The sequence below is a fragment of the Nocardioides sp. CF8 genome (genome assembly GCF_000389985.1).
Classification (GTDB): Bacteria; Actinomycetota; Actinomycetes; order Propionibacteriales; family Nocardioidaceae; genus Nocardioides; species Nocardioides allogilvus.
On sequence record NZ_CM001852.1, the window covers coordinates 1,397,116 to 1,409,747 of the forward strand.

Here is a 12,632-nt window from a genome sequence, read left to right on the forward strand (position 1 = left end):
GTAAGGCAAGCCTTCTTCGGGTATCGTGCCAATCATGGGCAAGGGCAAGAGCGGCAAGGTCGCGAAGCTTCCGAAGAAGGAGTGCTGCGTCTCCAGGACGAAGTGCAACCGCTGCCCCCTGCGCATGCTCAAGGAAGGCACGCTGCCCGACGGCTACACCGTGCACAAGCGCAAGCTCGTGAAGGTGAAGAAGTCCAAGATGAAGAAGGCCGGCAAGAAGGCCGCCTGAGTCATCCCTGCGGTCGCGACGTGGCCGTCGAGTCGGGGCACGCGGCCTCCCGCGGTGAGCCCGTGTGCAGTTCCTCGGGCAGGTCGAGCTCGACCGTTCCGTCCTCGGTGCGCAGCACCACGGTGTCGTAGAAGCTTCCAGAGCGCGCAGCGAGGGTCTCGCACCCACTCATGGTCAGCGTCAGGGTCACGCTGCGTGACTCCCCGGCCGGCACCACGAACGCGTTCGCGCCGTCGGCGGTGAGCCCCGCGAAGTGGAACAGCCGGGTGCCGGTCTGGTCTGCCGCGTCGGAGTGCAGGTGCGTGTCGTCGCCGGTCCCGTTGTGCAGCACGAAGCTGTAGGCGAGCGCCGATCGGTCGGCGTACCGGACCTGGCGGATGGTGCGGTCGCCGATCTCGAACACGCCGGTCCCCTCGGTGCCGGTCACCGAGACCGGCCCGATGGCCCGCAGGTGACCGGGCTCGCTGCTGCCGGTGGTCGCCACGGCGACGCCGCCCGCGAGCAGCAGCGCGGCCGGCAGGCCGACCAGCCCGGCGAGTCGCCTACGACCGACGCCTGGCACGGCGCACCATCCCCAGCCCGGCGACGAACAGCAGCCCGGGGAGCACCCCGAGGTACGGCGCCGCGGGCGCGACCTTCCGTCCGGCCGGCTGCGACGTGGCCCGCGCAGGCGCCGCCGCGGTCGGCTTGGCGGGGGTGTCGAACCATTCGCAGCCGGGTGGGTGACGCAGGACCTCGTCGTTGCGGTCGTACTGGCTGCAGGTCAAGAACCCGGCGTCCTTGACCGGGAGCCCGGGCGTGAGCACCGAACCGCCGTCGGCGCACCCGGGGGGCTGGATCGTGAAGTTGTCGGTCTGCGCGCCTCGGGAGTAGGCGTTGCCCTCCCAGCAGTTGCCAGTGCCCTGGTCGTCCCACCAGTGGTCCGAGCCGTTGTGCGCGATGGTGCCGTCCTTCGCGAGTCCCATCTGGTTGTCGAAGGTGCGGTTGCCGTGCGAGGTGTCGAAGAGCTTCTGCGGGTCGAACTCGTCACGGAGCGGGGCGGGCACCCAGAACTGCATGGTGCCGTAGCGCCAGTTGTCGTAGATCCAGTTGTGGTCCGTGGAGTTGAAGTTGCCTCCGGCGATGAGCACGCCGGTCCCGACCGGCGTCGGGATGACCGGACAGACGGTGCCGTCGAGGTAGCCGCGCTGTTCCATCGGCTTCGCGCAGACACCGGTGTCGACGAACTTCTCGTACCAGTTGATGTTGTTGCTGTAGATCTCGTTGCGGTTCCAGCGCGCGTGGTCCTGGGGGAGGCCCGGGTGTCCGGGGAACAGCGAGTCGGTCGCGATGCCGGTGGCGTTGGCGTAGAACTTGTTGTGGTGGGCCCAGATCGAGTTGCCGGCCGTGCCGGAGTAGCCCAGCGCGTTGTGGTGGCTGCGGTTGTTGCGGATCTCGATGGCGTAGCGGGAGACCTCGAAGTCGGGGTTGTCGCCGTTCAGGTCGCTGCCCGAGCCGGGGTAGATCCCTGAGTCACCGTTGTAGTAGGCCTCGGAGTCCTTGATGAGGCCGTGGTCGCTCGCGAACGCCAGCACGCCGTACTCGTCGTTGCCGCGGGTCAGCACCCGGTCCACGACGAAGCCGTCGGTCTCGAGGATGTAGACGGCGTTGAACTCGGCCTGCTGGAACGTCATGTTGCGGAGGTAGACACCGCCGGCTCGATCGGCGCGGAACGCGTTGAGCTTGCTGAAGCGATTGTCCACGAGCACGTCGGTCATCCGGCGTCCCGTGCCCACGACCTGGGTGCCGCAGAAGTGGCTGTCGCAGGCGATGTCGTCGTCGGCGGGCGTGCGGTCGCCGAACAGCGCGATCAGGTTGAGGTTGTGGGCGCAACGCCGCTGGTCTGCGTAGGACAGCGCGATCGGGTTGCTCTCCCCGGCGTCGGCCGCCTCCTCCGCGGAGAGGCTGGAGGCGATGCTGCCGATGTACTGCGAGGCGTCCAGCGGGTCGTTCGACTCGGTCCGCAGGTGCGAGCAGTAGTCGCTGCGAGCGGAGGAGGCGTGCTTGGCCTCGACGTAGCGCCCGGGCAGGACGTAGATCGAGGTGCGACGCCTGCTGATCGAGTCGATGGCGTCCTGGATGGAGTGGAACTCGCACTGCCGCAGCAGCGACTGGTTGCGCCGCTTCAGAGCGCCCGCCTTCATGCGCGCGATGCGTTCGTCGCTGTCGGGCCGACACACCACGCGCTGGCGCGGATTGTCCAGCCCCAGGAAAGTCGGCACCGAGCCGGAGCCGTCGGGGAAGACGGCCGGGCGCTCCTCGTGTGCCGACGCGGGTGCCCCCGAGAGCGCCAGCAGGCCACCGGCCAGGCACAGGAGCGCGGCGATCGCGATGGCAATTGACCTGGGCTGGGAGCGCGTCATCGGTTGGCCCACCTTTCGTCGGTGGGTCAACGACCTGATTCGGCGTCAGGTTATGTCCGACGTGATCAGGCCCTGCGGCGCAGCACCACGGCCATCAGCGCCAGCCCCAGCGCGAGCCCGGCGACGGCTCCCACCAGCGGGGCGCCCTCGGCGTCCGACACGGCGTCGCCGATCTCCGCTCCGCCGTACGCCATGAGCATCGCAACGATGGCCAGGCCGACCCGGACGGCGATCTCGCGGGAATAGATGGCCAGGAACGCCTCGGTGCCCCCGCGCTTGTCCAGCGGCAGCACGTCCACCACTCCTGCGGGCGTGATCGGGCCGTAGACGTGCGGGTAGGTGTCGTCGCCGACCTCTTCCACGCGCACCTCGGACTCGAGTCGCGCGGGGTCGATGACGAGCAGGACGAGCGGCTCGCCCGCCTTCGCGTAGTAGCGCTCGAAGACGGCCTGCACCTGCTCTCGACGCGAGGCGTGGATGAAGCCCTCCTGGTCGAGGGTGCGACCCGCGGTGGACGTCGTGTACGCGCCCGTCCGCCTCGCCTCGAGCCAGTCGGTGCGCGTCGCGATGTGGTAGATCCGCCTGTCTGGGGGTGAGGTCACCGGGCGAGGGTAGCGGTCAGGCCGGGCCGTGCGGCCCTGCCCTCGCCGCCGATGAACTTCCACTCGTGCGAGTGGAAATGCAGCCCGGGATCAGTGTCCGCACGCTCGACGGCGGATGAACTTCCGCTCGTGCGAGTGGAAGTTCTGGCGAGGCTCAGAAGAGCCGGTGCTCAGAGTCGTCCATGCCGCGGAGCAGGTCGTAGTCGACGAGCGCACAGGCGATCCCGCGGTCGGTGGCGAGGACGCGGGCCTGCGGCTTGATCTCCTGGGCGGCGAAGATGCCGCGCACGGGACCCTTGCTGTTGAGCAGCGGGTCGCGGTTGAGGAGCTCGAGGTAGCGGGTCAGCTGCTCCACGCCGTCGATGTCGCCGCGGCGCTTGATCTCCACGGCCACGCTCAGGCCGGCGTCGTCGCGGCACATGAGGTCGACCGGGCCGATCGCCGTGGGGAACTCCCGGCGGACGAGGGTCAGGCCGTCGGACAGGGTGGCGGGATGCTCGGCGAGCAGCTCCTGGAGGTGCTTCTCGACGCCGTCCTTCTGCAGGCCGGGGTCGATGCCGAGGTCGTGGCTGGAGTCGCTGTGGATCTCCTCGATCAGGATGCGCAGGGTGTCGTCGGTCTTGGCCGCCGTCACGGTCCACTCGACCTGCCCGTCGTCGGTGGCGCCCTCGCGGAAGGTCGCCGGGGGCGACATCCAGTTGAGCGGCTTGTAGGACCCGCCGTCGGAGTGGACGAGCACGGAACCGTCCGCCTTGATCATCAGCACCCGGGTCGCCATCGGCAGGTGGGCGGTCAGCCGCCCGGCGTAGTCGACCTGGCAGCGCGCAACGACGATTCTCACGGGGCGTGAATCTACAGTCACCTCGAGCCGGCTCCCGACTCCCGGGTGATCGACGTCTCAGGTGGGACGGGTTACCCGCCGGTGTAAACCGATGTCACACTTTGCCGCATGACCGAGCTGACCAACGAGCAGATCCACGACACGCTCGTCCTTCCGTACCTCAACCACGCCGCCCGCATGTTCGAGGCGGGCTACGCCTCGGCCGTCGACATCGACAACGCCATGCGTTTCGGCTGCGGCTACCCGAAGGGACCGCTGACCGTCGTCGACGAGCTGGGCGCCGCCGCCGTGCGCGCGGGCCTGGCAGCTCGGTTCCTCGACTCGGGTGACCCGCTCCACCAGCCGGCCCAGGTGATCTCGACCCTGGCGACCGAGGACGGCACCTTCGCCGCGTCCGGTGACGCGGCCGGCGCGACCGCGCCCGAGCTGAAGCAGGAGATCTCCACCGTCGGCGTCGTCGGCACCGGCACCATGGCCTCCGGCATCGTCCAGGTCTTCGCCCAGGCCGGCTACGACGTGGTCTTCGTGGGTCGCGGCGAGGACAAGATCGCCGGCGTTGTCGCCTTCATCGACAAGGGCCTGTCCAAGCTGGTCGAGAAGGGCCGGATCGACGAGGACGCCAAGGCGGCCACGCTCGCCCGCCTGACCGGTGCCACCGACCGCGAGGCGCTCGCGGACGTCGACATCGTCGTCGAGGCGATCGCCGAGGACCTCGCGATCAAGACCGACCTCTACAAGGACCTCGACCGGATCTGCAAGCCCGGTGCGATCCTGGCGACCACCACGTCCTCGATGCCCATCACCGCCCTGGGCGCTGTCACCTCGCGTCCCGAGGCCGTCATCGGCATGCACTTCTTCAACCCGGCCACGATCATGAAGCTGGTCGAGGTCGTCACGACCGAGGCCACCTCGGCCGACGTCAACCAGACCGTGCTGGCGCTGTGCGCCAAGGTCGGCAAGGTCGCGGTCTCGTGCGGCGACCGGTCGGGCTTCATCGTCAACTGCCTGCTGTTCCCCTACCTCAACGACGCGGTCAAGCTGGTCGAGTCGGGCGCGGCGACGATCGACGAGATCGACGACGCGGTCAAGGAGCAGGCCGGCTTCCCGATGGGACCCTTCGCGCTGCTCGACGTCGTCGGCAACGACGTGTCGCTGGCGATCCAGCAGGAGCTCTTCGCCGAGTTCGGCGAGAAGGGCTTCGCGCCGGCGGCCACCTTGGAGACCCTGGTGGCCGAGGGCAAGCTCGGTCGCAAGAGCGGCGAGGGCTTCCGCACCTACTGACAAGTAGCCGTTCGAGGTCCCCTCGGCCCGCTCCGTGCGGGCCAGGGGACCTCGTTGCGCGCCCGTACGTGCATGGCATGCTGCCCGCATGACGACTGCATCATCTGAGCGCGCTCCGAGGACCTTCACCACCATCGGGGTCATCGGCCTCGGCACCATGGGCGCCGGCATCGCCGAGGTCTTCGCCCGCAACGGTTTCAGCGTGATCGGTGTCGAGCTGAGCGATGAGGCGGTCGAGCGCGGCCGCGGCCACCTCGCGCACTCCACCGGCCGGGCGGTGTCGCGCGGCAAGATGTCCGAGGCGGACCAGGCCGAGATCCTCGGACGCATCTCCTTCGCCACCGACCTGTCGGCACTCGCCGAGGCCGACTTCGTGGTGGAGGCGGTCATTGAGTCGCTTGAGATCAAGAAGGACCTCTTCCGCCGGCTCGACGACATCGTCAAGCCCGACGCGATCCTGGCCACCAACACCTCCTCGCTGCCGGTCACCGAGATCTCCACCGCCAACACGCGGCCGGGCCGGGTCGTGGGCGTGCACTTCTTCAACCCCGCGCCGGTGCAGAACCTCGTCGAGATCGTCCGCACCGTCGTCACCGAGCCCGCCGTGCTGGCCGACGTCGAGGGCCTGGTCGGCACCCTGGGCAAGAACCCGGTCGTGTGCGGCGACAAGGCGGGCTTCATCGCCAACACGCTGCTCTTCGGCTACCTCAACCATGCCGCCTCGATGTTCGAGACGAAGTACGCCAGCCGCGAGGACATCGACGCGGCCATGCGCTTCGGCTGCGGCTACCCGATGGGTCCGTTGGCGCTGCTGGACCTGATCGGGCTCGACACGGCGTACGAGATCCTGGACACGATGTACAAGCAGGGCCGCGACCGGCTGCACGCCCCGGCGCCGATCCTGAAGCAGATGGTGACCGCGGGCCTGCTGGGTCGCAAGACCGGCAAGGGCTTCTACACCTACGAGAGCGTCGACAGCTCCGCCGTCGTCGCCGACGTGCACACGCCGTCGGCCGACGACGTCCCCCAGCTCCGGCGCCCGATCGCCACCGTCGGCGTCGTCGGCACCGGCACCATGGCCGCCGGCATCGTCGAGGTCTTCGCCAAGAGCGGCCTGGACGTCGTGTACGTCGGTCGCTCGGACGCCAAGGTCGAGGGCGTGCGCGCCACGATCGAGCGCTCGCTCGACAAGGCGATCCAGCGCGGCAAGCTCGAGGAGGCCACCAAGACCGAGGTGCTGGGCCGGCTCACCGGCAGCACCTCCCTCGACGACCTCGCCACGGTCGACCTCGTCGTGGAGGCGATCGCCGAGGACCTGCGGATCAAGACCACGCTCTTCGAGAACCTCGACGAGATCTGCAAGCCGGGCGCGATCCTGGCCACCACCACCTCGTCCCTGCCCGTGATCGCGCTGGCCAAGGCCACCGCGCGGCCGCAGGACGTCGTCGGCATGCACTTCTTCAACCCGGCGCCGATCATGAAGCTGGTCGAGGTCGTCTCCACGGTCGCCACCGCCGAGGACGTCGCCGAGACGGTCCGTGCCCTGTGCGACCAGGTCGGCAAGGTTGCCGTCTCCTGCGGCGACCGGGCCGGGTTCATCGTCAACGCGCTGCTCTTCCCCTACCTCAACGACGCGGTGAAGATGCTGGAGGCGCACTACGCCACGGCCGACGACATCGACACCGCCATGAAGCAGGGCTGTGCACTGCCGATGGGCCCGTTCGAGCTGCTCGACGTCGTCGGCAACGACGTGTCGCTGGCCATCCAGCGCGAGCTCTACCTCGAGTTCCGCGAGCCCGGCTTCGCCCCGGCCCCGCTGCTCGAGCACCTCGTCACGGCGGGCTACCTCGGTCGCAAGACCCAGCGCGGCTTCCGCGACTACACCCAGCGTTGATCACCAGCCGACGCTGAGCTCCAGCACGGGCGACGGGCTCGTGTGGTCGTCGGCGTCGATGGTCGCCACCAGCCGTGCGCCCGACCCTGTCTCGTCCACGACGGCCAGCCCCTCGATCTTCGCGATCCGGTCGTCGAGGAGGGGGACCTGGGCGCGGTCGAGCACGCGGTCGCCGTCGAGCAGGACCAGGGCGGAAGCGACCAACGGTCCGTCGTCGTAGGTGTTGGGGGAGTCCTCCGCGGCCGCGCTGACGAGCACCAGCCCTTCGCCGAGCGCCACGGCGTCGGTGACGGCGAGCCCGACACCGGCCACGGTGCCGAGGTCGTAGCGCAGGACGCCGTCCGGGCTCGCCTCGTGCAGGGGTACGTCGAGGGGCAGGTCGACGCTCGCGCTCGGCCATCCCGCTGCGGGCAGCCCGCGGTGGAACCAGCGCAGGCGGTCACCGACCAGGCAGGCAACTTCGAGGTTGAGCACGTCGTGCGGCACACCCAGGGCCACGGCCACCCGACCGAGGAGGGCGGTCAGGTCCTCGACGACCGCCTCCTGCCCTGAGAGCCGGACACCGCGCCGCCGGGCGGGCGTCGATCCCGACCCGAGCAGCAGGACGGTGCCGTCGGGCAGCACGCAGGCTGCCTCGAGATCGGGCTTGAGGTGCTTGCTCCCGTCCGCCGAGGCGAACGTGTCGAGTCCCTCGACGGGGTCCAGCAGGCGGAGCGGGAGGACGCTGCCCGGGCGCCAGTGCGCCCCGAGCGTCGAGTCGTCCTGGGTGATCAGCCAGCCATCGCCGTACGACACGATCGCGGACGCGGCGCGGACCGGGCTCCCGTCGTCGAAGGTGAGTCGACGGGTCGCGGTGACCTCGACGCGCACGCGCTCAGCCCGGGTCGACGACGAGAGCGGCCAGCTTGGCGCGAGTGGTGATGTCGAGCTTGCGGTAGATGTGGGTGAGGTGTGCGTCCACGGTGCGCGGCGAGATGAACAGGTCGGCCGCGATCTGGCGGCTGGTCAACCCGAGTGCAACCCGCTCGGCCACCTGGCGCTCGGCGTTGCTGAGCAGGTCGAGCACGCTCCCGGTCGCGGGACCGGTCGCCCCGGAGAAGAGGCCGACGACGGCCTCCACGCCGGCCGGGGTGAAGTCGTTGTCCACGATCCAGCCAGTCGGAACGGAGCGGCCGACGCCCAGCGGCTGGTCGGCGGCATAGCCCCAGGACGCTGCCTGGCGGGGTGCGCGCAGGGCAACGGCGGCGGCGGCGAGGGTGCGGGCGTCGCGCAACTCACGCTGCTGGCCGATCCAGGCGAGGCCGTCGAGCGCGTCGGCGGCGCGCAGCGGCATCGGCATCTCCGCCGCTCGGTCGAGGGCGGCCAGGAAGGTGGTGATGGCCTGGTCCTGGTCGCCGCTGGCCAGCAGGGCGCGGGCGAGCAGGAGCCGACCCTCGACGGCGTCGCGGCCGAGGCCGGTGCTGTCGGCCAGCACGACCACGTCGGCGGCCAGTCCGGCGGCTCGCTGCTGGTCGCCGGCGCGCAGCATCTCGCGCGCGTCCTGCGCGAGCACCGGGATGCGCACGGCCCAGGGGAGGGACTCGCGGTCGACCTCGACCGGGGTGAAGTCCGGGTCGAGGTGGCGCAGGAGGGTCTCGGCGATCAGCGCCACCCGGTCCTCGGCGATCGCCCGGGCATCGGCCACGACGGCCCTGGCCGCGGACGTGGCCTCCGTCGGGCGCCCCTGCTCGAGTGCGATGCGGGCGAGCAGCGTGCGCGCCGACAGCGAGATCCAGCGCTCGTCCTTGTGGTCGCGCGCGGCGAGGAGGTCGGTGAGCGTCACGGTCGCGTCGCGGAACGCACCCCTCGAGACCTGGACGTCGGCCAGGGTGCGCGCGGCCTGCCGGGTGATCACGGTGGTCTCACCGAGGTCGAGGGCGCGGCGGGCCTCGGCCTCGGCCTTCACGAGGGCGCCGGCGTCGAGGTGCATCTCGGCGCGGATGGAGGCGTTCCTGGCCAGCTGGTCGTCGGGGTCGGGGGCGCTGAGGGCGTGCTCGTCCGCGCGGTCGAGCAGCCACAGTCCCTCGTAGGTGCCGCGGACCTCGGAGGCGGCGATGCCGGCGCGGCGAGCCACGGAGGCGCCGATCTCGGCCGGGCCGTCCCCGCTGACGAGGGTGGCCTCCAGGATCTCCACCGCTTCGCGGGCGCGCATCGAGGTGTAGAGGGACGAGAAGATGCGGTTGGCGAGGGCATAACCGAGGTCACGGGTCTCCGGCGCTGCGCAGGCCGCCGCGATCGCGGCCCGCATCACCGGCAGGTCGACCAGCCAGCCTGCGTCGGCGGCGCCGGTGTTGTGGTCGGCCGGGGCCATGCGATCGGCCCACGAGAGGAGTGCGCGGTTGGCCCGCTCCCGGTCGTCGGTGGAAGCGGTGAGGAACTGCCCGTGGCGCCGGATCGGGGTGAGCATGTCGAAGCGGCCGTCGGGCATCAGCTCCAGGAGGCTGCGGCGGACCAGGCCGCCGGCGAGCAGGCTGGCCCGGTCGCGGTCGACGCCAGTGATCTCGGCGACGACGTCGATGGAGACCGGCGAGGTCATCTGCGCCAGTCGCCGGAAGCAGAGCTGCTGGTCGTCGTCGAGCAGCTCGTAGGACCCGTGCACCGCCTCGGACAGCGAGGCGGTCGGCACCACGTTGGTGACGCCGACGAGCGCGATCTGCACGGCGATCTGCTCGATGAGCAGCGGCAGCCCGCCGGTGGCGTGCAGCAGGCGACGTACGTCGTCCGCGTGCGCCTCGAGGTCGACGGGGTGTCCGCCGGCGGCCTCCACGCGGTGCAGGAAGAGGTCGACGGCCGGCCCCGAGAGGGGCTCGTGGTCGCGCGGGACCATGAACGGGGCGACGCGCACGACGCGTTCGGCCGGTTGCCCGGCCATTGTCACCGAGGTGACGGCGAGCCGGGCCTCGGAGGTGGACGACATGACCTGCTGGAAGGTCGGGCCCAGGACACCCGGATCGAGGTCGAGGCCGTCGACGACGAGCAGCGAGTCGAGGCCGTCCATCGCCCGGCACAGGGCACCTTCGGGGGAGTCGCCGGGCGTGGGCGGGACGTCGAGGGCGTCCAGGCAGGCCGAGAGCACCTCGTCGGCGCGCAGCATCCCGCGCGCGTTGACCCACGTGCTGTGGCCCCGGGCGGCCGCATGTCGTGCCAGCAGGGTCTTTCCGCTGCCGGGCGGGCCGACGATGCTGACCCAGCGCGAGGCCGCCAACGCCGTCGCGAGACGAGCCTGGGTCTGCTCGCGACCGAGACATGGGGTGAGCACGGGGCGAATCTATCGGTGATGCGCCACTGAATAGGTAGGACTACCGATGCCGGGGCCCTCCGGAGCGCGAGAACCTAGTCCTGCAGCCGAGGCGTGTGGACCGCACAGGGGACAGTCCACCCGCCGGCGCAGACAGCAGGCCGCGGGATTCGCGGGGGTGAGCCCGCGGCCTGCTTGTGCCGATCGGCTGGCGACGCGGACAGGATCTGTCCGCCCTGTCTGCCAGCATGACGCCATGAGCGACACCACCCAGCGGGTGCTGAGCCTGCTGTCCCTCCTCCAGCAGCGACCGGTCTGGACCGGCCCCGAGCTGGCCGAGCGGCTTGGCGTCACGACGCGCAGCATCCGGCGCGACGTCGACCGCCTGCGCAACCTCGGCTATCCGGTGCTGGCGACCCAGGGCCTCGGCGGCGGCTACCAGCTCGGCCGTGGCAAGGACCTGCCACCGCTGCTGCTCGACGACGAGGAGGCCGTGGCCATCGCGGTGTCGCTGCGCCTCGCGGCCGGCGGCACGGTCACGGGCGCGAGCGAGGCAGCCCTGAGCACCCTCGCCAAGCTCGACCAGGTGATGCCGCCGCGGCTGCGTTCGGAGGTCAAGGCGATCCACCAGTCGACCGAGACGCTGAGCAGCAACGCGGACCTGGTCGACGGCGACGTGCTGCTGACCCTGGCCAAGGCCTGTCGCGACCTGCTGCGGGTGCGGTTCGGCTACGACGCCCGCGACGGCGCTGCGAGCGAGCGCTGGGTGGAGCCCGTGCGGCTGGTCGCGACCGGCCGGCGGTGGTACCTCATGGCGTGGGACGTCGACCGGGAGGACTGGCGGACGTTCCGGCTCGACCGCATGCGCGCCGTGACGCCGTCGACCTGGCGGTTCACGCTCCGCGAGCACCCCGACCCGTCGGAGTACGTCCAGAACGCGATCAGCCGGGCGCCGTACAGCAACCAGGCCCAGGTGCGCGTGCTGGCGGGCCTCGAGGAGGTGGCGGCGAAGGTCAGCACGCGCTGGGTCACCCTGACGGCGATCGACGAGTCGACGACCCTGCTGGAGGCAGGCATCGACTCACTGGAGTACCTCGCGTTCCACTGCGTGATGACGGGCCTGGACTGCGAGTTCCTCCAACCGCCCGAGCTGGCCACCGTCGCGGCCGAGCTGGGGGAGCGGCTTCAGCGGGCGGCCACGAGCGGGTAGCCGCGGCGCACCGTGCGCTCGAGGATGCCGAGCGTCGCCTTCAGGGCGCTCTCGGAGAGCACCGGGAAGATGCCGGCCTCCCGCCAGTGCGGCGCGATGTCGGACCAGTCGTAGTAGGACGTGACCAGGCTGCCGCCGCCGTCGGTCGGCTCGATCCGGTAGCCGAAGACATGGCCGATCTGCGGCCGCAGGCGGCCGAGCACCGTCCAGGCGATCTCGCGGTCGGCCTCGAAGGTGCGGATCGTCACCGTGACGTCGTACTGGCCCATGTCGAAGTCGCCGAGCGCCTCGCGATCCATGTGGACGACGAACGAGTCGCCCACGGCGGAGACCGGATCGCCCTCGGCGTCCTGGAGCATGCCCGACGAGTCGATGGCGACGTGGCCCTGAGGATCGCACAGGACCGCGAACACGTCGGCTGGGGGATGAGGGAAGGAGCGGGTGACCTCGAAGCGCTCGTCGGTTGCCATGCGAGGAGTCTGGCAGGCAGCCTGTGCGCCGCCGCGACGTGGAGCGCCCGCGTAGGCTGCGGGCATGGAGATCGTGCTGCTGCTCGTGGTGCTGGGTGGGCTCGTGGTGGCGGCTGTGACCGCCGGGCAGACCGCGAAGAAGCGGCAGCTGGCCAAGGCCGAGGCGGAGCTCGAGCCGGTCAAGCGGTTGGCCGAGGAGGACGTCACCGCCCTCGGCGTGGAGCTGCAGGACCTCGACATCGACATGGCTGGTCGCGACCTCGGTGCCGGCGAGAACGCCGACTACCAGCGCGCCCTGGACGCCTACGAGTCGTCCAAGACCGCGGCCGCCAAGATGAGCAAGCCCGACGACATCCGCCACGTCACCGAGATCCTCGAGGACGGCCGCTATGCCATGGCCTGCGTGCGCGCCCGCGTCGACGGCCG

11 protein-coding genes and 1 pseudogene are annotated in these 12,632 nt (G+C 70.7%); 5 read left to right on the forward strand and 7 right to left on the reverse strand.

Annotation, left to right across the window (positions count from 1 at the left end):
* Window positions 1-34 precede the first annotated feature (34 nt).
* The gene (locus CF8_RS06900; protein ID WP_036490460.1) at window positions 35-229 is read left to right on the forward strand and encodes a hypothetical protein; all 195 of its coding nucleotides are present in this window, start codon (window positions 35-37) and stop codon (window positions 227-229) included.
* A 1-nt stretch (window position 230) separates the two neighbouring features.
* Here the strand turns inward: CF8_RS06900 and CF8_RS06905 are convergent, their stop codons facing one another.
* The 4 genes from CF8_RS06905 to nucS all read right to left on the reverse strand — a co-directional run bounded on the left by CF8_RS06905 (window position 231) and on the right by nucS (window position 4,074).
* A complete protein-coding gene (locus CF8_RS06905; RefSeq protein ID WP_010832408.1) occupies window positions 231-791 on the reverse strand; it encodes a hypothetical protein in 561 nt (186 codons plus the stop codon).
* Entirely contained in the window at window positions 772-2,631 is a 1,860-nt protein-coding gene (locus CF8_RS06910; protein ID WP_010832409.1) for a right-handed parallel beta-helix repeat-containing protein, read from the reverse strand. The genes CF8_RS06905 and CF8_RS06910 overlap by 20 nt, the downstream gene beginning before the upstream one ends.
* A gap of 65 nt (window positions 2,632-2,696) precedes the next feature.
* Window positions 2,697-3,233, reverse strand: coding sequence for a DUF952 domain-containing protein (locus CF8_RS21435; RefSeq protein WP_010832410.1), 537 nt, complete (start codon window positions 3,231-3,233; stop codon window positions 2,697-2,699).
* Window positions 3,234-3,387: 154 nt separating this feature from the next.
* Window positions 3,388-4,074: an endonuclease NucS gene (gene nucS / locus CF8_RS06920; RefSeq protein WP_010832411.1), complete on the reverse strand. Its 687-nt coding sequence runs from the start codon at window positions 4,072-4,074 to the stop codon at window positions 3,388-3,390.
* A 108-nt stretch (window positions 4,075-4,182) separates the two neighbouring features.
* Here nucS and CF8_RS06925 point away from each other — a divergent pair, with 108 nt between their 5' ends.
* Window positions 4,183-5,355 (forward strand): 3-hydroxyacyl-CoA dehydrogenase family protein, encoded by a 1,173-nt coding sequence (locus CF8_RS06925; protein WP_010832412.1) that lies wholly within the window; start codon window positions 4,183-4,185, stop codon window positions 5,353-5,355.
* A gap of 88 nt (window positions 5,356-5,443) precedes the next feature.
* Window positions 5,444-7,249, forward strand: a complete 1,806-nt coding sequence (locus CF8_RS06930; RefSeq protein ID WP_010832413.1) for a 3-hydroxyacyl-CoA dehydrogenase family protein — start codon at window positions 5,444-5,446, stop codon at window positions 7,247-7,249.
* Here CF8_RS06930 and CF8_RS06935 read toward each other — a convergent pair whose 3' ends face one another.
* Both CF8_RS06935 and CF8_RS06940 read right to left on the reverse strand, forming a co-directional pair.
* A complete protein-coding gene (locus tag CF8_RS06935; RefSeq protein WP_010832414.1) occupies window positions 7,250-8,119 on the reverse strand; it encodes a DUF6929 family protein in 870 nt (289 codons plus the stop codon).
* 4 nt (window positions 8,120-8,123) lie between these two features.
* Complete coding sequence (locus CF8_RS06940; protein WP_010832415.1) at window positions 8,124-10,547, reverse strand: helix-turn-helix domain-containing protein; 2,424 nt, start codon at window positions 10,545-10,547, stop codon at window positions 8,124-8,126.
* A 235-nt stretch (window positions 10,548-10,782) separates the two neighbouring features.
* Here CF8_RS06940 and CF8_RS06945 point away from each other — a divergent pair, with 235 nt between their 5' ends.
* Window positions 10,783-11,736 (forward strand): helix-turn-helix transcriptional regulator, encoded by a 954-nt coding sequence (locus CF8_RS06945; protein WP_010832416.1) that lies wholly within the window; start codon window positions 10,783-10,785, stop codon window positions 11,734-11,736.
* Here the strand turns inward: CF8_RS06945 and CF8_RS06950 are convergent.
* Window positions 11,712-12,206 (reverse strand): SRPBCC family protein, encoded by a 495-nt coding sequence (locus CF8_RS06950; RefSeq protein WP_010832417.1) that lies wholly within the window; start codon window positions 12,204-12,206, stop codon window positions 11,712-11,714. The two genes, CF8_RS06945 and CF8_RS06950, sit on opposite strands and share 25 nt — an antisense overlap.
* 64 nt (window positions 12,207-12,270) lie before the next feature.
* Here CF8_RS06950 and CF8_RS22980 point away from each other — a divergent pair.
* A pseudogene (locus CF8_RS22980) lies at window positions 12,271-12,632 on the forward strand (hypothetical protein); the annotation flags it as partial.

What these genes read in the sequence shown, in the direction of transcription:
- CF8_RS06900 (WP_036490460.1), top strand. Translation starts at nt 35, where the DNA reads ATGGGCAAGGGCAAGAGCGGCAAGGTCGCGAAGCTTCCGAAGAAGGAG.
- CF8_RS06910 (WP_010832409.1), bottom strand. Translation starts at nt 2,631, where the DNA reads ATGACGCGCTCCCAGCCCAGGTCAATTGCCATCGCGATCGCCGCGCTC.
- CF8_RS06925 (WP_010832412.1), top strand. Translation starts at nt 4,183, where the DNA reads ATGACCGAGCTGACCAACGAGCAGATCCACGACACGCTCGTCCTTCCG.
- CF8_RS06930 (WP_010832413.1), top strand. Translation starts at nt 5,444, where the DNA reads ATGACGACTGCATCATCTGAGCGCGCTCCGAGGACCTTCACCACCATC.
- CF8_RS06945 (WP_010832416.1), top strand. Translation starts at nt 10,783, where the DNA reads ATGAGCGACACCACCCAGCGGGTGCTGAGCCTGCTGTCCCTCCTCCAG.
- CF8_RS06950 (WP_010832417.1), bottom strand. Translation starts at nt 12,206, where the DNA reads ATGGCAACCGACGAGCGCTTCGAGGTCACCCGCTCCTTCCCTCATCCC.